1 protein-coding gene is annotated in these 1,222 nt (G+C 69.3%); it reads left to right on the plus strand.

The features are described from left to right. Positions 1-39: 39 nt before the first annotated feature. The coding region (locus IPV10_RS16820) for a transposase (protein ID WP_207485818.1) at positions 40-1,222 on the plus strand (1,183 nt) is incomplete at its 3' end.

Raw genomic sequence — 1,222 nt, forward strand, 5'->3', positions numbered from 1 at the left:
GGTATGGCTGTGAATGTGCGTTCCGGTGATCGTGATCAGGTGTTTCTGCTTCCGCCGTCGGTGCGGGACTGGTTGCCGGAGGGGCATCTGGCGTGGTTCGTGATCGATGTGGTGGAGGAACTCGATCTGGCCGCGTTCTATGGCTCCTATCGTGCGGATGGGCGCGGCGGCGCGGTCTATGACCCGGCGGTGATGCTCGCGGTCCTGCTCTACGCGTACTGCACCGGGGAGCGCTCCTCGCGGCGGATCGAGCGGCGGCTGGTCGAGGACGTCGCCTACCGTGTCCTGGCCGCGAACCAGACCCCGGATCATGCGACGCTGGCACGGTTCCGGCGTCGTCATCAGGACGCGATCGCGGCCCTGTTCGGGCAGGTCCTCGGCCTCTGCGTGAAAGCGGGCCTGGTCGACACCGGGGTCGTCGCGATCGATGGCACGAAGATCGCCGCGGACGCGTCGTTCTTCGCGAACCGGTCCCGGGAGGACCTCGCCGCGGAGATCCTCCGCGAAGCGGAGGAGACCGACGCCGCCGAGGACGAACTGCTCGGTGACAGGCGCGGTGACGAGCTCCCGGAGCAGTGGTCCGGGGGTCGGGATCGCCGCGACCGGATTCGCGCGGCGCTGGACGAGCTCGAGCGGGAGAAGGCCCACGACTACGAGTCCCGGATGGCCGAGCGGGCACGGAAGGAACAGGCGTCGGGGAAGAAGCTGACCGGCCCGAAGCCGACTCCGGAGACGTCGCGGCGGGCGAAGCCGCGGCGGGCGAACACGACCGACCCGCACTCCCGGGTGTTCGCGACCGGGGCGCGCGGGGCGCTGCAGGGATACAACGCGCAGACCGCGGCGACCGAGGAGCAGATCGTGGTCGCCGCGGAGGTCACGACCACGACGAACGACCAGCCCCACTTCGTCCCGATGGCCACCGCAGTCCGGGAGAACCTGACCGACGCCGGCCACTCCGGCACGGTCGACGTGTTCCTCGCCGATGCGGGCTACTGGACCGCGGAGAACGGCACCACCGATGTTGGCGCGGACACGCTGATCGCGACCCGCAAGACCGCCTGGCGCAAGGCCCCGAAACCCGACGATGACAAGCTCGCCGTCCTCGCCCGCGTCAACCGGGGAGAGTTGTCGCTGCGGAAAGCGGGCGTGATCCTCGGCGTCTCCTACACCTGGGTCAGGGACATGACGAAACGCTACTTCGGAACCGAGGGGCAGCTGATCA

Origin of the sequence: Microbacterium sp. SD291, assembly GCF_017355365.1 — a bacterium.
Lineage (GTDB): Bacteria > Actinomycetota > Actinomycetes > Actinomycetales > Microbacteriaceae > Microbacterium.